The sequence below is a fragment of the Methanosarcina sp. UBA289 genome (genome assembly GCA_002496565.1).
Classification (GTDB): Archaea; Halobacteriota; Methanosarcinia; order Methanosarcinales; family Methanosarcinaceae; genus Methanosarcina.
In genome coordinates this window covers 132,363-148,358 of the sequence record DAKJ01000005.1, presented here as the reverse complement: position 1 = coordinate 148,358, position 15,996 = coordinate 132,363, and the positions used below count along the sequence as shown (strand labels likewise).

The window sequence follows — 15,996 nt, the reverse complement described above, 5'->3', positions numbered from 1 at the left end:
TAACTCTAATATATTTTTACCCGATCCATTTTTGATCCAGCAAATTAATAATTCAATAACGGAATCCAGCAAATCTCTAATCCAATAATGGAAGAAATTTATTCATGGGCATTTTTCGGATTCATCAGCTTTCCTAAATTTTCTCCAATCATATCAAATGCCAGGACCACAATTAACAGGGACAATCCTGGGAAAAATGCAAGCCACCAGTATCCTGCTGAGAGGTACCTCATAGATTCAGACAGAATTATACCAATTGCCGGTTCGTGGGGTGATAGCCCAAACCCAAGGAATGTGACTGAAGCTTCATGCAAAATAGCGTGTGGGAACATTAAAATCGTGCCTAACAGGATCTGGGGAACCAGATGAGGCAGAATGTGTTTTGAAGCTATCCACCATTTCGATTTGCCAAGATTTCTGGAGATATGAATATACTCCTGGGTTTTCAGCTGCTTGATTTCTGCTCTTACGACCCTTGTTAAACTAGGCCAATGTGTTAATGCCACTGCGATGATGACCCCTGTTGCTCCCCCTCCGAGCCCGATGGAAATGAGAATTATTAAAAGCAGATGCGGAATTGAAAGAAACAGATCTACTAGCCAGGACACAAAAGAGTCTGCAGTCTTTCCTGCACTTGAAAGTAATCCTAAAATTACGGTCAGTACAGTACTGATTGTGGAAGCGAGCCCTCCAACTAATATACTTAGACCCAGTCCCTCCAGAGTTCTTACAAACATGTCTCTTCCCATCCAATCTGTCCCGAATGGATGTTCCAGAGATGGGGCAAGGTTTTTAGAGCCAAAGTTAGTCTGTAACGGCTCCCCGCCTAAAAACACGCTGGAAACCACAATTCCAAGCAATAAAAGTGAGGTGGAGCCTATTATCAGAAGCGTTTTCTGCCTCAGGTTTAATCCTCGAAATAATCCCCTGTTAACGGTCACAACAGCCGTACTCATACTGACGCCTCCTGTTGTTTTATCCTGGGGTCAACGAATTCATAGATAATATCAGCAATCAGATTTCCGAAGAAAACGAATAAAGCACTGAAGATGACGATTCCCAAAAGCAGCGGTACATCGGATCTCAGTCCTGCTGCTACTGCGGCCTGCCCGATCCCAGGATATGAGAAGACCTGTTCAACCAGGACTGTGCCCCCGAACAACTCACTGAATCCTAAAAACTGCAGAGTAATGGCCGGAAGCGCAACATTTCGAATCCCATGCCTCAATACCAGATCCAGCCCTTTTTCACCTCTTGCTTTTGCAAATAAGACATAATCACTGGATAGAACTTCGATTAATTTTTCCCGAGTGAACATTGTAATTTTAGCAATGTCTAATAAACTCAAAGTTAGTGCAGGGAGAATTAAACGCTTAAACCAGTCAAAAAATGTCACATCGTCGGCTGTAACCCCTATAGGTACACTTAATCCTATTGGGAACCAGCCCAGATACACAGAAAACACCATGAGAAGCACCAGTGCCAGCCAGAAGGTTGGGGCAGCAGCCAGAGCGTAACAATAAGTCTTTATTGCCTTATCGACCCATGTGCCTTGCTTTGCACCCGCGATTATTCCTAAAACAAAACCTAAAATTCCTGAAAACAGCCATGAAACCCCCATAAGAACAAGGGAGGCTGTAAATCGTTCTTTAATGACGTCAATAACTGGAATTCTAAAAATCAGTGAAGTCCCAAAGTCTCCTTTAAGAATATCTCCAGCCCAGTTCAGGAATTTATCCTGCGGAGGGGTGTTAACCCCCCAGTAAGCTTCAAGTTTAGCTTTGTGCTCTGCGGTTACTGGCATTTCCCCAATATAGGCTCTAACGGGATCTATAGGTGAACACTGGATAAGCATGAAACTTGCAAAACAAACTACAATCAAAAGACTTGTCAACCTGAGGGCCTTTTTTCCGACAAAGCCTGCTATTTTTTCATTGTTTGACACGTTACTCCCTCATACGTAATTATTTTATAATGATCTCCATTTTAACATGACTACCAGTCAGTCTGTGGACAATTTCCAGGAATTGTGAAGTGTTTTCGTACTTTTTTAAGCCAGAATAGAACTAAATTCGGTAAAATAGAAGTTTTTGTTACCTTTTCCAATCAGTCGCATCAAACCCAGATGTGAATAAAAGAGAGGTAAAAGTGAATAGCTGAGTCTGTATTCTGATATCCAGACTCAGATACTCGCTAACTGAAGGCTCAATTACTCACTAATTACAGGATTGATTACTCGCCAATTGCAGGATTAATTACCCATAGTTACAGGGTTAATCTCCCATAGTTGCAGGATAATTCCTTATTTAGAAGTCAAGCTGGCTGCGTCTATCCTTTTCCATTCATAGATATTTCCTAAAACATCTGCTCCTGCGTTTCTTTGTGGGGTACCCATATCCAGGGTTTCATCCACCATGTAGAGATAATCAATTGTTACAAGCCATAACCAGGTCGTATCGCCTGCAGGCCCAAAACCGGTATTTCCATCATATGCGGCTAGCTGCCAGTATTTCGTAGCCTGATCCTGATCTGTAGACCTTAAAGCTGCTTCCAAATAGCCGTCTACAACAGAATTATTGTAAAGCCCGGGATTTTTGTAGGTGTCATCGGCTACCTTGCTGTGGTACTGCAGGTAGAGATTAAAGGTATCTATACTGCTGTAAGCGTATAGAACAGCAGAACTGTATTGATTAGCATATATTTCGTCCCAGCTTGCGCCTACAAGGTCTATTTTTATACCTAATTTCCGGGCCTGCTCACTTACAGCTACCGATAGAGCCTGCCTTGTTTGATCAGAAGCAGAATAGTATAGTTTAAATTCGGCTTTAGTTCCATCCTTCTCCCGGATTCCATCGCCATCGGTATCTTTCCAGCCTGCGTTTTCCAATATTTCTCGGGCTTCTTCGAGATTTGAATCATTGATTTTGGCTTCAGGGTTTCCGAAGTCCCGCTGGTCTACTCCAGTATATTCTACAGCTCCTTTTCCATAAATCACTCCTTCAAGCAGGGCTTTTCTGTCGATGCCGACGTTCAAGGCTTTTCGAATTGCTATGTCGGCTGTGACATTATTGCCTATCGGATCTCCCTGAAGGCTTTTTTGACCAGTGTTATTCTGCATAGGGAAGGAAAGTCCCTGTGCCCTTGCTGCCGGAAGAGATACTAACTTATATCCTTCTACGGTCTGGTTCGCATGGCTAATTTCAATCTCAGCTACGTCCACATCCCCGGATTTTACCGCTGCAAACGCAGTATCTTTGTCTAAAAATAGCATGGTTATTTTTTTGAAGTACGGCTTTTCGCCATAATAATCTTCGTTTAATTCTAAGATTGCCTGCTGCCCCTTATCCCATTGTACGAATTTATAAGGTCCCGATCCAATCGGATTCGATCCGTAGGTTTCTTTTTTGTATACATGTTCTGGCACAATCCCAACGTATCTGAGTCTCCATATGAAGCTGGATTGAGGTTCTTTCAATTGGAATTCAACTGCAGTATTATTTGTTGCCGTGGCTTTTTCGAGATTACTCATGTCCAGTTCGGAGTTGCTTTCAATTGCGGTATTAAACGTAAATGCTACATCTTCTGCGGTTAAATTTTCACCGTCAGTGAACCTGACATCATCTCTTATATGCACAGTCCAAGTTTTCCCATCCTCACTGACAGAATAATTTGTAGCAAGATCGTTTATTATGCTTCCATCGTCAGCTGATTTAAAAAGAGTACTTTGTATCAGTGGCTCAAAATTTACATGCCCGCACCCCCATCCCAGAAGCGGATCAAATCCTGTTTTTGGTTCACCAGTATGCGAATTTACATTCACCACTAATTCATCCGAGCCCTGAGAAACCAATTTATCCGAATCGCCGGAGACTGATTCATCAGAAACCTGGGAAATCGGATTGTCTGGCTCACCAGTCGACATAAAAACAAAGGCGACCATAAGAATTACGGCTATTGTCCCTACCAGTAGATACTGTTGGTTTTTCTTAATATAGATACCTCCTCTATTTTACCAGAGTCATGAACATTTAAGCAAGAGTTGAACTGTAAAGCAAGGATTTTTGGCTTATTCATATGATTCAGAATTTTATATTATGGATAAGATTTTCTTGATTAATGGTGACAATAAAATAATACTTTTTATGGTAAAATTAAGACAAATCAATTAAAAACAATTTACTATAAATACATTTCGAAATTTATGTGTTACTAATTCGTAGTTTTAAGGAGTTTAGTAATACTAAATAAAGAATTCTACGTGTTTTTCTGCATATTAAAGTAGTTGATGCGTTGACGCGCCCCTTGCAAGCTGACGAATTTATAGAAAAAGAGAACAGTAATCTAAAAACGGACAAATACTAGTTTAAGCAAATTCGTCAAAAAAGTATCTGAGGAGTTTTGCTCCTCAGCTTTGCTGAAATCCAGCTTTGGGTTTAGTTTTCTGTGCGTTTCCATTCCAGGATATTACCGAAGGCATCAGCACCATGAGGCTGGATTTTTGGAGTCCCGATATCCAAATCCTCATCCATAACATACAGGTAATTAACAGTTGCAATCCAGAGCCAAGTAGCATCTCCTTTTGCAGAAAAGCCTGTTGTTCCGTCCCAGGCAGCCAGCTGCCAGTTTTTATTGGCAGTATCCTGATCAGTACTGGTTATGGCTGTCCTTAGATAATTATCCACGATCGAATTGTTGTACATTATTATATTGTTGTAGTTTGAAGGATTGTAGCTTTTGCTGTAGTATTTCAGGTATAAATCAGTCGGGTCAAGTGAACCGAAACCGAAAACTATCGGAGTTGAATGCGCCAGAGTATCGATTTCATTCCAGCTTTTGCCCTCAATTTTAATGTTTATGCCAAGTTTTCGGGCTTCCTCGCTCAATGAAACGGCTAATGCCTGTCTATCCTGTGCATTTGAATAATACAATAAAGTAAATTCGGCTTTCAACCCATCCTTTTCAAGGATTCCATCACCGTCGGTGTCTTTCCAACCACTATCCGCTAAAATCTTCTTTGCTTCATCGATATTTCCATCTTCAAAAGCAGCTTCCTTATTTCCGAACGGTAATTTATCCACACCCGTAAATTCCTCTTCACCTTGTCCGTTTAATGCACCATTGATTAAAGCCTGCCTGTCTATTCCAATGCTCAGGGCTTTTCTTATCGCAGGATCGGAAGTTACATTATTTCCGATTGAGTAGCCATTTTCCGTTTTCTTGCCTGTATCGGGCTGCATTGGGAAGCTTACTCCCCGCGCATCAACGGAATCAAAGGATATCATTTTCATTCCATCTACTTTTTGATTAGCGTAAGAAGAAGGAATTTCGGCAAGGTCAACCTGTCCTGATTTCGCCGCCGCAAAAGCTGTGTCGGACTGCATGAAGAGTAAAGTCAATTTTTTAAAGTATGGTTTCTGGCCATAATAATCCGGATTTGCCTCAAAGATTGCCTGCTGGCCTTTATCCCATTGTATGAATTTGTATGGGCCCGACCCTATTGGATTATCTCCGTAACTCTCATTGTAAGCATGTTCCGGCACAATTCCGAGCACGGCAAGCTTGTGAATGAAAGTTGTCTGCGGATCATTTAATTTGAATTCAATCGTGTAATTATCGAGGGCTACCGCATTGTCCAGCATGGAGAGATCAAGTTTTCCACTGGAATTTGCCGCTTTATTAAAAGTGAATGCTACATCGCTGGCCGTTAAAGGTACCCCATCATGGAACTTAACATCATCTCTGATTTTAACAGTCCAGGTCAACCCATCCTCACTAACAGAATACCCTGTTGCTAAATCGTTAATCAGAGAACCATTACTATCTTTTTTAAAGAGAGTGCTTTGAACTAACGGTTCGCGACTAGAGCCCCATCCAGTAATTGGGTTAAAACCGGTTTCCGGCTCCCCGCCGTGGGTTCCTACTGCAGCCACCAGCTCATCCGAGCCCTCAGAAATTAATTCATCCGAACCCCCGGAAACAGATTCATCAGAGACCTGATAATTCGGGTTGTCTGGCTCACCAGTCGACATAAAAACAAAAGCGGCCGCAACAATTATGGCTATTGCCCCTATTAAGAAATATTGCTGGTTTTTCTTAATCTAAACTCCTCCTTTCTCATAATATTAGAATTGAAATAGTACTACTACAATAGTGCTTTCAGTAATCTCAAATCCGTAAAAATAACATGTTTCGAAGAAAATATAGTGCAATAGTAATACTTTTTTTACAAAAATTAAGATGAACTAAACTAAACTCTTTTTATTATAAATACATTCCTAAATGTATGTAACACTAATATGGTGATTGTATAGAATTAAATAGTACAAAATATTATTATCATTCGTTTGTTAGTTTTGGATTGAATAGATTTTTCTGGGTAAAGAAAATAGTTTAAACTCGATGTTTTAAAAAATAGCAAAAACATTATTGAATTAAACCGGCCTTTAGATTTACTTAAAACTCCTTAAAATATAAAAGTTAAATAGAAAGAAAGGCATATAATAGAATGTTTCCAAACCGCTAGAAGCCCTGTTTTTCTTGTATTTATAAAGGGTTTGATAATTTTCCAACAAGATTTTTAGTCCTAAAATTTAGTTCATTTCAGGCCTTTTCTAGCTAAATAAAGGAAATTTTTGCCCTATTCGTGAGCAAGATCCAATAAAACAAGGATTGAAACACTCTATATGTCTTCTGATACTGTCACAATTCGAAATTCGTGAGCAAGATCCAATAAAACAAGGATTGAAACTTCCTGCTATCTTGTTATCACGAAAAAGGAAATTAAATTCGTGAGCAAGATCCAATAAAACAAGGATTGAAACTAATGTGAAAAGTATAGAAAAGTCTCCTTGGATTCATTCGTGAGCAAGATCCAATAAAACAAGGATTGAAACGATTACACAAGAGAAGATTTTGAAAAAAGAAAGAGGATTCGTGAGCAAGATCCAATAAAACAAGGATTGAAACTTAAAAAGCAGGTATATCAGCTCCGAAATTCCATAAATTCGTGAGCAAGATCCAATAAAACAAGGATTGAAACCCTTTGTTTTCAGAAATGCCTTCCTTAACAATATATTCGTGAGCAAGATCCAATAAAACAAGGATTGAAACTTTCTTAGACGGCCATGACCAGCAGGACTTTGATTATTCGTGAGCAAGATCCAATAAAACAAGGATTGAAACTGTGTTTTCTTTCTCTTGTGATTTTATCGTGGTGAATTCGTGAGCAAGATCCAATAAAACAAGGATTGAAACTAAAATTAGGTATTTTCAAAGCTTTGTTTCCCTATGATTCGTGAGCAAGATCCAATAAAACAAGGATTGAAACCGCTCATACTCATATGCATAACCATAAGAATATGGATTCGTGAGCAAGATCCAATAAAACAAGGATTGAAACTTCCCCTGAAGTCCCTGAGAAAGACGAGGCAAAAAAAATTCGTGAGCAAGATCCAATAAAACAAGGATTGAAACGTGAGGGCCAAGAAGGAAGAATAAAATGAAAATATTCGTGAGCAAGATCCAATAAAACAAGGATTGAAACAGAACAAAGAAGCACTTAAAAACAAACGGATTAACCCATTCGTGAGCAAGATCCAATAAAACAAGGATTGAAACTTAAGATCTTTAATTTCTTTCATCATATATCCCTCAAAATATTCGTGAGCAAGATCCAATAAAACAAGGATTGAAACAACTGTAAAAATGATGAGGTATTAAATGGAACTAAACGATTCGTGAGCAAGATCCAATAAAACAAGGATTGAAACTATGTCCAAATAGGAACGAGGCTGATAGAATTAGGGTATTCGTGAGCAAGATCCAATAAAACAAGGATTGAAACAGGTTGGATTTAACGCAGGATATTCGGGTATGAGCATTCGTGAGCAAGATCCAATAAAACAAGGATTGAAACGAAAGAATTAGCTCATACCTACTGGTTTGGTGGTGGATTCGTGAGCAAGATCCAATAAAACAAGGATTGAAACCAGAGTCCCACTCACCTCCAACGAGGATTGCTATAATTCGTGAGCAAGATCCAATAAAACAAGGATTGAAACTTCCTCCATAATTTTTTTCCTCTTTTCCTTGTTATAGATTCGTGAGCAAGATCCAATAAAACAAGGATTGAAACCGGTGGATCGACCAACAAGCGGGTAATGTATACCGATTCGTGAGCAAGATCCAATAAAACAAGGATTGAAACCATAAGACGCGGAAGGGTTACTGGGAATCAATGCTATTCGTGAGCAAGATCCAATAAAACAAGGATTGAAACGATTCTATAGACGATGAATTAAAAGAAAAATATAAGATTCGTGAGCAAGATCCAATAAAACAAGGATTGAAACACCTTGCAGTATTTTTCAAACTTTCAAGTGCTGAAGAATTCGTGAGCAAGATCCAATAAAACAAGGATTGAAACAACTGTCTTTCAGGCAAGCAAGGATGTCCCCTTCAATTCGTGAGCAAGATCCAATAAAACAAGGATTGAAACTATAACGTTTCTATCGTTTATTCTACCATTATCTAAATTCGTGAGCAAGATCCAATAAAACAAGGATTGAAACCCCCCTATTTAGTCAGAATTAGACGAATTGTAGGTTTATTCGTGAGCAAGATCCAATAAAACAAGGATTGAAACAACTATAAAGAGCTAATTCGTAATCTGATGCCGGGATTCGTGAGCAAGATCCAATAAAACAAGGATTGAAACTACCTGCATATCTAGGGTTGCTAATTCTCCTAACCTATTCGTGAGCAAGATCCAATAAAACAAGGATTGAAACTGTTGTAAAGGATTCCACATCCCCCGACGTTGCAGGCGATTCGTGAGCAAGATCCAATAAAACAAGGATTGAAACTTTTTTCGGTGAGAAATCAAAATCAGGATCAGGTATTCGTGAGCAAGATCCAATAAAACAAGGATTGAAACTTATAAACAGATGATAAAGGACTGTCAGAATGCAAGCGTTATTCGTGAGCAAGATCCAATAAAACAAGGATTGAAACTTATAAACAGATGATAGAATTCTATACTCTGGATCATCTCATTCGTGAGCAAGATCCAATAAAACAAGGATTGAAACCGCTTTCAGTGGTTGACTTCGCAACTGTAAGAACAATTCGTGAGCAAGATCCAATAAAACAAGGATTGAAACAATGCCAAGTCCACACGTTCCTTTAAAATGAGAGTTATTCGTGAGCAAGATCCAATAAAAGGAATGAGGCTCAACTAATGTATCATATATTTTGTAATCTACATGGATTCAAAAACAAACCCCACAAAAATAAGAATTGAAGCATAGCCGTTTAATTTTGAAAAATGCCATAATACTGTAGGTTTAGAAGTGGAACTATTACAGCTGTTTACATAAACTTTAATACATATAATATATTATATTAGGTGTGTCCAAGCCTGAACAAATCCCAATAACTCGCCATCTAAGTTACGATAAACTTGTTCAAATGATCAAAGCTGAAAAAAATTGTCGGGTTGTCCAACGCCTCATATTTATCAAAGCCCGTTATGAAGGCAAAAGTGTTAAAGAGGCTTCAAATATTGTTGGAATTTCCAGAAGCAATGGGAACCTCTGGCAACAGAGATGGAACTCTCAGGGTTACGAAGGCTTGATCCCTAAATTTAGAGGCGGAAGCCCCTCAAAACTCTCAGATTTCCAGAAAACACAATTAAAGGAAATGCTTAAAGAACGGGATAATTGGCTAGCTCGAGAAGTGCAAGACTTGATTCTTCAAGAATTTAGTGTCGAATATAGCCTCAAACAGGTTTGGGTCATTCTTCAAAATTTAAAAAATAACAAGTGAGATAATAATGAGCTGATACTTATGAGCTGATTCCAAAACTCAAATATACTTTTTTAAATTTCGAATTTGGAATTATCAATTAAGTTTCCGATCATGAAAAGTAGTTCTGAAACTTTCTTGTTTATAGAATAAATTATTTTTGAATAGATTGTAAGAAAACAAATAATGTTAGAATAATAAGAGAACAAATTATAATATTAACTTTATTTATGGAGGTTTGATAATTGTGTTTATTCGACAGGCCAGAATTGAAGATGCAGATGAAGCAGCAGAATTAATTTGTATGGCCTGGGGAGAATGTGCTTATGTGCTGGCAGGATCTACTAATCGGAAGGCTGTTCAAGAGGTTATTAAAAAATTCTATAAACAGCCTGACAATATTTTGAGTTATCAAAATATACATGTCGCAGAGGGAAGTAACGGGATAGCAGGTTTAGTTTTGTCGTTTCCCTCAGACCATTTTCCACGTTTGAATAAATTATTGGTAGAAAAACTCCCTAAGTTTTATAAATCAAATACCGAGGATTACCATGGAAAAGTAATTCCTATGTTAAAAACAAAAGAGGCAGAACCTGGAGAATATTATATAGATTCACTTGCCGTTTATCCACAGTACAGAGCGTGTGGGGTTGGGAGCAGATTGTTAAAGGTAGCAACCCTCAAATCTCATAAACTTGGCATTTCCAGGACCTCATTGATCGTTAAACCTGAAAACAAAGAAGCTCTAAAGTTATACGAAAAACATGGTTATTCTGTAAGAGGGAAGTTAAAGCAAGCTGGTACAAATTTTTTGAGCATGGTTAATGCAATTAATCAGGCTGGGAATTCAGGCAGTAAAAAAGGCCTCATTCAGTAAATTCCTATTGTTTCAAGTGTAGTTGAGCACTCCATCTTTCCATTTCTTTTTTCTAATCTTCTACCGTTTCGGTCCTTTATTCCTTTTTTAACTCATGAGCAAGACCTGCTAAACAAAAATTGAGCAAAAATTTAGACTGAGATCCATTTTCGAAAACCCTCGGTAAAGGCTCAAATGAAATATTGGCATCTTTTCCGTTTTACCATCTAAAAATACAAAATATACAATAAATTTTATAAAATTTGAGGTATAGACGCGACGTCCTCTAAAGAAGTAAAACCAAAATCTAAAATAACATCAAAAGTTATTACTTAGCAGGGTGTAAAATTATGACCACCAAAATCGAAACTCCGGAATGTTGTCCTCGGTTTGACCCCTCCCCCTGGGATGGAAAATTGTTTGAATGGAACAATAAAAGGTTCGTCAAGGACTCGGTTACCACACAGTTTTACATGCCTCTTAATTTTGGAGAGGTAATAATGCGGATGAACGAGAAAGTCGCCAGGGCAGGTGCAGAAATGCCGGACTGGCTCTGCTTGTCGGACCATACCTCAGAAAGCAACATGGATCTTTACCTGGCTGTTGATAAAGAAGTGGACGGCGCCGAAAACGTAACACTAAATGGGAAATTTTTGAGCAAAGTCTATGAGGGAGACTTCGAAAAAACAGGAGAATGGTGCCAGGATTTTGAAGCCTACGCAAAAAATCAGGGCCTCGAAGTCAAGAAATGGTATATGTGGTATACTACCTGTCCGGCCTGTGCCGAAAAATACGGGAAAAACTACGTCGTGATCATTTCCAAAGTGGATTAAAAATAAAGTAATAAGACCTGCGTTTTTAGCCAGCCTTAGTCTTGACCAGAATGCGGATAAAATGAGTGATCGCTTGTAGAGAATTTCAACTACCCTCCCTTTCAGTTGCCTTTAAATCTCATAAACTATCTACTACTCCTGATCGACGTGGCACGGAGAAAACAATTTGAGAAGCCCATGCACGGGGATAAGGAAAGCCTGCGCTTTGCAACCCCTGAGCCCATTGCCCGTTACAGGGCGCAGCGTTTGAGATGTAAGGTTCTGGCTGACATCAGCTGCGGGATAGGAGGACAAACCGTCTTTTTTGCCCAGCAGTGCGAGTTCGTGTATGCAGTGGAAATCGACCCCAAAAAAATCGAATATGCAAAACAGAACTGTGCAATGTACGGGCTTGATAATGTGAAATTCATTTGCGGAGACGCCCTTGACCCGAAAGTCATAGAGCAGATCCCGGCCGTTGATGTGATATTTTCTGATCCCTTCCGGCCGGCCGAAGAAAACGAGAGAAAGGTCTCAAGCCTTGAGCCGGGGATTCCGAAAGTGCTGGCTGCTTACGGTGAAAAAACCCGAAATTTTGCTTTTGAAGCCCCGCCCCAGATGCCGCCTGAAAGGATTCCTTTTGACTGCGAAAAAGAATATATCTCACTGGACGGGCAGCTCAACCGTCTGACCCTTTACTTCGGTGGGCTAAAGCAGTATGACCGCATGGCTGTGGCTCTGCCTGCAGGCGAAGGACTGGTTTCAAGGTATGGGCTCCCCCAAATAAAGGAAACTGACAAAATGAAACTCAACGCCTACGAACCTGAACCATCTGTAGTTGCAGCCGGGCTGCTGCCTGAGCTTGTGGAATCCATGATGCAGATGGCTGGGCCTTTTATGGGGAGTTTTGAACAATTCAGAGTTGACAAAAAAAGGCTTTTATTGACCTCAGATGCCCTGATAAAGCAATCCATGATCAAAAATCATTACCTTGTGCTAAAAGTCTGCCCCTTTGAACCAAAGGAGATTAATAAATTCTTGAAAGGTCAGAATGTCGGAAGTGTTGTGCTCAGAGCAGGCGTGAAGCCCGGAGATTACTGGGAAGTCCGAAACGAGGTTGAAAAAGGTCTTGAAGGAAATAAAACCGTGCATCTCTTTGTAAAAGATGGAACTGCGATCCTTTGCGAAGTTATATTTAACGAATGAAAAAAGGGTTGATGAGGCTGAAAAAATTTGAAAGATAGAGATGTAGCTAAAAGGTAGAATAATTGAATAAGCAGAGAATAGATTGAGAAGAATAAAAATAAAAAAATAAAAAAAGTAAGAAGATTAAGAAGAAATTTCGGGAATTAAAAGCCCGATATTTCCATTACTTGCAGACTTCTTTGCAGGCTTCTTTTACGAGTTCAAGCCCACGAGCAAGCGCATCCTGAATTCTGGAAGGGTCAGTTCCACCGCCCATAGCAAGGGCCGGCTTTCCGCCTCCGCCTCCGCTAACAATCTTCGACATTTCACGGACAAGACTGCCAGCATTGACTCCACAATTTAAGGCTTTCTGTCCGGCAGATGCTACGAGCTTAACGCCTTCGATGTCGCTTGCAAGAAGGGCCACCACATCTTCATTTTTCAGGAACTCGGTAGCGATTTTCTGGAGTTCAAGAGAATCAGCCCCTGGAATGAATTCGGTAATAACCTTGAGACCTGCAACCTCTGAGGCTTCTCCCAGCAACTTGTAAACCCTGGCGCGGGCAAGTTCTTCCTTAAGTTTCTCGTTTTCTTTTTTGAGGTCTTTCCATTCCCCGAAGAAACGCTCAACACTTGCTGGAAGCTGTTCGGGAGGTACACTTAGGGTCTTTGCAGAACCTGCCAGGAGTGAATCTATCTTTTGCATAGCACGTACAGCTGCAACTCCTGCTGCAAACTCAACCCTCTCTACTCCGTCCTGGATTCTTTCGGTCCTCAGGATTTTGATCGGGCCTACAATTCCTGTACTGACGCAGTGTGTACCTGCACAGGCCTCAACATCATCTCCGACCTTTACAACTCTGATTTTATCTCCTGGAGGCACTCCACCCTGATAGAGCCCAAAGCCGTATTCCTGCTCGGCTTCAGTCCTTGGCATCCATTCCGTAATAACACGCTTATTTTCCATAACCGTGCGATTTGCCAGAAGCTCTATCTGCTTCAGTTCCTCAGGGGAGATATGCTTATAATGCGAAAGGTCAAGCCTCGAGTGGTCCTCAAACTTCTGGGCACCAGCCTGCCAGATATGTTTTCCAAGAACTTTCCTGGCTGCATCATTTACGATATGAGTTGCCGTATGATGTCTGGCAAGAGTCATCCTGCGCCTCTCGTCCACTTTTCCGGTGGCGATATCACCTTTGCTAATCTCAAGATCCCCATCAGAGTTCTCTATGGTGTGTACTATTACGCCGTCATAGATCTGGACGTCCACCACTCTGTATACCGCATATCCGGTAGTGATTGTTCCCATATCTGCAGGCTGCCCTCCGCCTTCGGCGTAGAAAAAGGTGTTGTCCAGCACTATGTTATTGTCAAAGACATCCAGCACAACAGCCTCAAATTCCAAGCGCGTGGGCTCGTCATAGAAGCTGCGCTTTGTCTTCGGAAGATGTTTAAGCCGGTCTGCAAACGGAATTACTTCTTCTTCCTTTTCTTCGGCCTTGTTATGCAGTTCACCAACAATGGAATAGAAATTGTCAGGGAACTCCACATCTACTCCGATCTCGGCTGCTACTTCTTTTGCCATCTCGGGCGGGATTCCGTGGGAGTCGTAAAGTTCAGTTAACTGGGATAAAGGAATCTTTTCCCCGGTTTTCTTGAAGTGTGAGGCCGATTTCTGGATAATCCTGCGTCCTCTTTCCATTGTATTACGGAATTTCTCTTCTTCCGATTCCAGAATATCCTGTATGACCGGGAAATTTTCCCTGAACTCGGGATACTCGGGCATATTCTTGATATGCATATCCACAATCTCGGAAAGTGGGGTCCTGATGTCTAGGTCATCCATCATGCGTAAAGTCCGCCTGAGGACAAGCCTGGCAAGGTAGCCTGCTTTAACGTTCGAGGGAATAATCCCGTCTCCAAGCATAAAAGCCAAACAGCGAGTATGATCAGTAATTGCATAGACCTTTTCTACGGGTTCCATTATAGCCGAGAGTTTATCCACGGTCATTCCAATGCTCGAGGCAACCTTTTTCCTGAGTTCCAGAAGATTTGCCTGTCCACTGACATCCATAAACCCTGCAAGCCGCGCATTCTGGGACAGAATATTTGCATACTCGGAGTTGGCTAGTTCATGCTCAAGCCCTGCAAGCCCCATGAGTTCGTTTACTATGCCAGGGAAAAGTGCATCATAAATTGTAGGGGAGCCCTTTGAAGCCCAGACAAAACGTTCAAGTCCGTACCCTGTATCTACGATGTAGTTATCCATCTTCGAGTAGGTCTCACCTTTGATGAGAATATCGCCTTTTTTGTCGGCTTTCAGGTCCATGAAAACAAGGGTAGCAAGCTCAAGCCCGTTCACAAGAACCTCTACACAGGGACCCGCATTTCCTCCGCCTGCCCAGGGCTCTTCCTTGTAACTTACAGCAAAGGGATCTAACTTAAGTGAATTAAGGAGTTCATCACAGAGTTCCAGAGTATGTTCCTTCCAGTAAATTTCGTGATCCCTTTTATTGAAAGCGTGATGTGCCATCATCTCAAAGGTTGTAAGATGGCGTCCACTCCTGCCTACTGAGTCCAGGTCGTTAAGGCGAATACAGGGCTGGGAAATCGTGAGGGGATTTGCAGGTGGGGGAACCTGCCCTGAGGTTACGAAAGGCTGGAAGTCTGCAATGGATGCAATGGTAAGATAAAGGTCATCCCTCCAGCGGGCAACTACAGGATAACGATTGACCCTTGTATGTTCCCTCTCTTCAAAGAAGGAGAGGTAATACTCACGCATCTGGGAGATATCAAATTCCCTGGAAAAAGCCGGGTTCCCTATAAAAGAATAAGGATCACAGGGAGCATCTCCACATGTATTTCGATCAAGGTCACGTGTCCAGAAGAACTTGCCACATTTCTGGCACTGCTTCCGGACGAACCCGTTATTTTTGAAAAATTCAAGTTGATACTCATCTTCAAGCATAACAATCTCTCCGGAGGGTGGGGGCTTGCTCTGCCCTAGTATATCTGAGAACAAAAGGAGAAATACCCCGACTCAACCGTTTCAAGGAACTTCCAGGCACTTTAGGTGCACATACATGGAATTTTGAAATCGTATACAATAATTCAGACAATAATTCAGTTTATTCATCCGTTAAATTCAGTTTATTCATCCGTTAAATTCAGTTTATTCATCCATTAACTCTTATACAAGTCATGGGATTATTCAGAAAGAATGAAATATCTGTAAATCGTGTGCGAACAATTTGCAACTCGATGTTGCTTTTGCAGCATAAATAACTTACCAACATAACGAAATATATAGTAGTTTATATTAAAGCAGTTGTATACTTA

At 40.7% G+C, this 15,996-nt stretch carries 9 protein-coding genes and 1 CRISPR repeat array; of the genes, 4 read left to right on the top strand and 5 right to left on the bottom strand.

Translation table 11 applies throughout. The annotated features are described in order from the left end of the window. Positions 1 to 98 precede the first annotated feature (98 nt). The 4 genes from BP549_RS02100 to BP549_RS02085 form a co-directional block, all read right to left on the bottom strand. The gene (locus BP549_RS02100; protein ID WP_292377704.1) at positions 99 to 956 is read right to left on the bottom strand and encodes an ABC transporter permease; all 858 of its coding nucleotides are present in this window, start codon (positions 954 to 956) and stop codon (positions 99 to 101) included. Next, complete coding sequence (locus tag BP549_RS02095) at positions 953 to 1,945, bottom strand: ABC transporter permease (RefSeq protein WP_292377702.1); 993 nt, start codon at positions 1,943 to 1,945, stop codon at positions 953 to 955. The genes BP549_RS02100 and BP549_RS02095 overlap by 4 nt, the downstream gene beginning before the upstream one ends. Positions 1,946 to 2,302: 357 nt before the next feature. Then, entirely contained in the window at positions 2,303 to 3,922 is a 1,620-nt protein-coding gene (locus BP549_RS02090) for an ABC transporter substrate-binding protein (protein ID WP_292377701.1), read from the bottom strand. A 511-nt stretch (positions 3,923 to 4,433) separates the two neighbouring features. After that, positions 4,434 to 6,029: an ABC transporter substrate-binding protein gene (locus BP549_RS02085; RefSeq protein ID WP_292377699.1), complete on the bottom strand. Its 1,596-nt coding sequence runs from the start codon at positions 6,027 to 6,029 to the stop codon at positions 4,434 to 4,436. Positions 6,030 to 6,639: 610 nt separating this feature from the next. Continuing rightward, positions 6,640 to 9,161: direct repeats of the CRISPR family, unit length 37 nt; unit sequence ATTCGTGAGCAAGATCCAATAAAACAAGGATTGAAAC. A 247-nt stretch (positions 9,162 to 9,408) separates the two neighbouring features. Here BP549_RS02085 and BP549_RS02080 point away from each other — a divergent pair. From BP549_RS02080 to BP549_RS02065, 4 genes are all read left to right on the top strand, one after another. Next, positions 9,409 to 9,825 carry a helix-turn-helix domain-containing protein gene (locus BP549_RS02080; RefSeq protein ID WP_292377697.1) on the top strand — a complete coding sequence of 139 codons (417 nt, stop codon included), beginning with the start codon at positions 9,409 to 9,411 and terminating at the stop codon, positions 9,823 to 9,825. A 226-nt stretch (positions 9,826 to 10,051) separates the two neighbouring features. After that, positions 10,052 to 10,681, top strand: coding sequence for an N-acetyltransferase (locus BP549_RS02075; RefSeq protein ID WP_292377791.1), 630 nt, complete (start codon positions 10,052 to 10,054; stop codon positions 10,679 to 10,681). 329 nt (positions 10,682 to 11,010) lie between these two features. After that, positions 11,011 to 11,493 carry a hydrolase gene (locus BP549_RS02070; protein WP_292377695.1) on the top strand — a complete coding sequence of 161 codons (483 nt, stop codon included), beginning with the start codon at positions 11,011 to 11,013 and terminating at the stop codon, positions 11,491 to 11,493. A 177-nt stretch (positions 11,494 to 11,670) separates the two neighbouring features. Then, a complete protein-coding gene (locus BP549_RS02065; protein ID WP_292377694.1) occupies positions 11,671 to 12,678 on the top strand; it encodes a class I SAM-dependent methyltransferase in 1,008 nt (335 codons plus the stop codon). Between the two features lie 163 nt (positions 12,679 to 12,841). Here BP549_RS02065 and alaS read toward each other — a convergent pair whose 3' ends face one another. After that, positions 12,842 to 15,625, bottom strand: coding sequence for an alanine--tRNA ligase (gene alaS / locus BP549_RS02060; RefSeq protein ID WP_292377788.1), 2,784 nt, complete (start codon positions 15,623 to 15,625; stop codon positions 12,842 to 12,844). Positions 15,626 to 15,996 lie beyond the last annotated feature (371 nt).

What these genes read in the sequence shown, in the direction of transcription:
- BP549_RS02065 (WP_292377694.1), top strand. Translation starts at nt 11,671, where the DNA reads ATGCACGGGGATAAGGAAAGCCTGCGCTTTGCAACCCCTGAGCCCATT.
- alaS (WP_292377788.1), bottom strand. Translation starts at nt 15,625, where the DNA reads ATGCTTGAAGATGAGTATCAACTTGAATTTTTCAAAAATAACGGGTTC.
- BP549_RS02085 (WP_292377699.1), bottom strand. Translation starts at nt 6,029, where the DNA reads ATGTCGACTGGTGAGCCAGACAACCCGAATTATCAGGTCTCTGATGAA.
- BP549_RS02070 (WP_292377695.1), top strand. Translation starts at nt 11,011, where the DNA reads ATGACCACCAAAATCGAAACTCCGGAATGTTGTCCTCGGTTTGACCCC.
- BP549_RS02100 (WP_292377704.1), bottom strand. Translation starts at nt 956, where the DNA reads ATGAGTACGGCTGTTGTGACCGTTAACAGGGGATTATTTCGAGGATTA.
- BP549_RS02090 (WP_292377701.1), bottom strand. Translation starts at nt 3,922, where the DNA reads ATGTCGACTGGTGAGCCAGACAATCCGATTTCCCAGGTTTCTGATGAA.